Origin of the sequence: Prosthecobacter sp., from assembly GCF_044232965.1 — a bacterium.
Classification (GTDB): Bacteria; Verrucomicrobiota; Verrucomicrobiia; order Verrucomicrobiales; family Verrucomicrobiaceae; genus Prosthecobacter.
The window spans coordinates 1-3,596 of the sequence record NZ_JBIIKX010000150.1 but is presented as its reverse complement, the minus strand read 5'-3'; the positions used below and the strand labels follow the sequence as shown (position 1 = coordinate 3,596).

At 59.5% G+C, this 3,596-nt stretch carries 3 protein-coding genes; 1 reads left to right on the top strand and 2 read right to left on the bottom strand.

Annotation, left to right across the window (positions count from 1 at the left end):
* Positions 1–134 precede the first annotated feature (134 nt).
* Positions 135–569, bottom strand: coding sequence for a hypothetical protein (locus ACILSI_RS26835; RefSeq protein WP_395725005.1), 435 nt, complete (start codon positions 567–569; stop codon positions 135–137).
* A 259-nt stretch (positions 570–828) separates the two neighbouring features.
* Complete coding sequence (locus ACILSI_RS26830) at positions 829–2,220, bottom strand: cryptochrome/photolyase family protein (RefSeq protein WP_395725004.1); 1,392 nt, start codon at positions 2,218–2,220, stop codon at positions 829–831.
* A 157-nt stretch (positions 2,221–2,377) separates the two neighbouring features.
* Between ACILSI_RS26830 and ACILSI_RS26825 the strand changes: the two genes are divergently transcribed.
* Positions 2,378–3,505: a c-type cytochrome domain-containing protein gene (locus ACILSI_RS26825; RefSeq protein ID WP_395725003.1), complete on the top strand. Its 1,128-nt coding sequence runs from the start codon at positions 2,378–2,380 to the stop codon at positions 3,503–3,505.
* Positions 3,506–3,596: the final 91 nt, after the last annotated feature.

The window sequence follows — 3,596 nt, the reverse complement described above, 5'->3', positions numbered from 1 at the left end:
CATGAAGGCACACAAACGCCTCGCTTTGCGTGCCGACAAAACCGCCTCATCCTTTGCGGGGTTCATCACTTTCGCCGCCCTCCTGGATAGAACTCACCTCGCTTGATTTGCAAAGACACCGCCTAGACTGCTGCTCAATGGTTGAGTGAAGTAACATATAAATTTCCCTTCTCATATTTTGCGAACGCCCAGCAATCTCCCTCCTGTGAAACAAATGTGGCAGTCAGGGAATCAGAAGGATCGAACCATCCATTCGTAAATTGAGGGAGAGCCTGCCAGTTTAGCCAGTGAACGTCATCGGTATAAGCGCGCTCCAAAGTGTGCGGAGTAAGACCAAGCTTCTTGACGTAATTGTCAAACTCCTGCTGGGTGATTCTCGCTTTCAGATGATAACTGTAATCCGGCAAAAACCCGTCTGCCCAATACCACTCCTGAACACCTTGTGCGGAGCGTGGCAATGCTCGATGGAAGCTCCACTCGTTCGACGCTGGCCAAAAAAACCACGCTGCCAAAGAAATGATCGTAACGGCTAATCCGCACCAAAGCTTTTTTTTCGATATGCGCACCATAGCAGTCTAACAGTGTGGATGGTTAACAGATTGCGAGGTTTATCAGTAGCTTTATAGCCAACGGTTTTGTCGGAAAAGTACGGACTGTGTCGCTCATGGGTGTCGTTTTACCCTCCTATGCCGTTGCTGGGCAACAAAATTGTCGGTTTGCGAGGGCATGGGAAGGTGAATTCCATGGGTGAATATTCCAAAGTCGGAGCCGTGCCAGGTGTTTCGCTCTCGTCCCAAACGCCTTCGCCCGGTATGACGCGCTCAGCTTTCAACTCCGCTCCGCCTTGTGCTTCGCAAAGATCGCGAGGCAGCGATCTCGTTCCTTGTGGTGATCGACCATGGGGAGGGGGTAGCCTTTGGCGAGCGGGAGGCCGGGCTTGGGGGGCTTGTGGAGGAGCGGGGCGGGAACGTCCTTCAACTCGGGCACCCATCGTTTGATGTATTCGCCCTGCGGGTCGAAGCGGGCGCTTTGCAGCCAGGGATTCTGGATGCGGAAGTAGGGCGCGGCATCGGCTCCGGTGCCGGCGGACCACTGCCAGCCGCCGTTGTTGCTGGCGTTTTCGCCATCGACGAGCTGCTGCATGAAGAAGGCCTCGCCCATGCGCCAGTCGCAGTGCAGATCCTTGGTGAGGAACATGGCGGTGATCATGCGCAGGCGGTTGTGCATGAGGCCGGTCTGCAAAAGCTGGCGCATGCCGGCATCGACGATGGGGAAGCCGGTGGTGCCGGTGGCCCAGCGTTGGAAGTCGGCCTCGGTGCCCGGCCAGGACAGGCCGCGCCAGTCGGGAGCGAACTCATGCTCGAAGACCTCGGGGTAGAACCACAAAATGGCGAAGTAGAACTCCCGCCACGCGAGTTCCTTGATGTAGATGCTGCCTTTTTCGAGGGCGGCGCAGCGGGCATACAGCTCGCGGATACCGATGAGGCCGTAGCGCAGATCCTGGCTGAGCAGGGAGGTCGTCTGACCCGCCGGGGTGTTGCGATGGGCGGTGTAGCCTTTGAGGAGGCCGCTGTCGATGAAGTGCTTCATGCGATCACGCGCCGCACGCTCGCCGGAGGGCACGATGTGAGCCGTGGGCGCGGGCAGATGCCAATGCGCGAGCGTCGGCAGCGGCAGGCTGGAGATGCTTTCGGCCGCCTTGGGTCCCAAGGTGGTCACACGGGGAAGCGGAGCTGCTTTTTCGAGGCCAAGCCAGTTCTTGGAATACGGCGTGTAAACGCGATAGGGCTGGGCATTGAGCGTGAGCACGCTTTCTGGGGCGTGCATGACGCTGTCGTCAAAGCCGTGGCACTCGATGCCGAGGCGCGTGCAGAGCGCGGCGATCTTCTTTTCCATCTCGCGGCCGAAGGGATCGTAGTCGCGATTGAAGTAGATCGCGTTGGCTTGCGTCTCGCGCACGAGGCGCTCCAGTTCGGCATCCGCCTTGCCACAACGGACGATGAGGCGGCTGCCGAGGGTTTCGAGGTTCTTGGCGAGCGATTCGAGATTCCCGCAGAGGAATTGCTGGCGGTTCGGCCCGGTCCAGCCGTGGCTGTTTTTCCAATCGCTGAGTACATATACCGGAATGACCTGCTCGGCGGCCTTGGCGGCATGGTGGAGGGCGGTGTTGTCGGTGAGGCGGAGATCGCGGCGGAACCAGTGGAGGGCGGTGCGGGGCATGAAAAGGGCAAGGGAGGATGGCAAGATACGGTCAGTATCCGACAAAAGGAGCCCCTAAAGTTGGCAGCATCAGCCATGAGGTTCCTGATGAATCTTTCATTGCAGCGTCGTTACTAGAAGTGCCATATCTCTCCAACCCTCTTCCCGATTCCCAATCATGTCTTCGCCTGCGTATGCTTCCGATGAACCCAAGTCCTTCACCACTGCCTGGATCGCCACGTTGGTGCTGATCGTGGCGTTTGTGCTGGGCTTGGTGTTCTTCCCGCCGCTTTACGAGGCTCCGACTGCGGAGGCCTCGAGTTCGGTGCTATTCATCGGGCGGTTTCATCCCATCCTGCTGCATCTGCCTGTTGGGGCGCTGGGGTTGCTGTGTCTGATGGAGCTTCTATGCGTCACCCGTCGTGGAGAGGCGCAATACGGCGCTGCCGCTCTGCTGACGCTCTTTGTCGGCTCCGCAGGGGCGGTGCTGGCCGTGCTGGCGGGCATCATGCTCTCGCGCGAGGGCGGCTATGTCGGCGGGAACTTCACCCTGCACCAGTCCATGGGCATTCTGGGCACGGCGGGCGTGTTGGTGGCGTTGGTGGTGCGCATCCTTGCCATGGGGCGTGGCAGCAACGAACTGCTGCAAGCCTACCGCGCCCTGTATTTTCTGAGCTTCGGAGTCATGGGCCTCGGCGCGCATTTCGGCGGCAACATGAGCCACGGCAGCAAATTCCTCACCGAACACGCCCCGGAGCCGATCAAGAGCCAGATGACCAGCGTGGAAAAGTGGATGCTTGCCTTTGTGGAGAAGCCGAAGCCTGAGAAAGTCGAGGAGCCGGCTCCGGTGCCTCCCAAGGTCGTCGAAACCACTCCCACTCCGCCTCCTCCCGCGCCCACTCCGCCGCCCACGACCGTCCCGGCTGCCAGTGGTGATAAACTCGTCTTCCAGCACGTCATCCTCCCGATCTTTGAGGCGAAATGCAACAAGTGCCACGGCGAGGAGAAACAAAAAGGCGAGCTCCGGCTCGACACCTTCGAGTGGACCATGAAAGGCGGCGAAAACAGCGGTGACAAAAACATCGTCCCTGGCAAGCCTGCGGAAAGTGCCACCTACCAGTCGATCATCTCGGCTGAGGACGCGGATGAGCACATGCCGCCGGAGGGCAAGGAGCAGCTCACGAAGGAGGAAATCGCCCTCATTAAGTGGTGGATCGAGCAGGGGGCCAGCAACACCCAGAAGGCCGCCGCCGCGACGATTCCTGCCGATCTCAAGGCCGCCGTGGACACGATCGTGAAAGGTTAGTCCCATTTGCTCCTTTAGTTGCCTTGTTCAAAACTCCGCCCCCTGACCCGTCTTCATGAAACACACCTCCCTCATCCTCGCCCTGGCACTC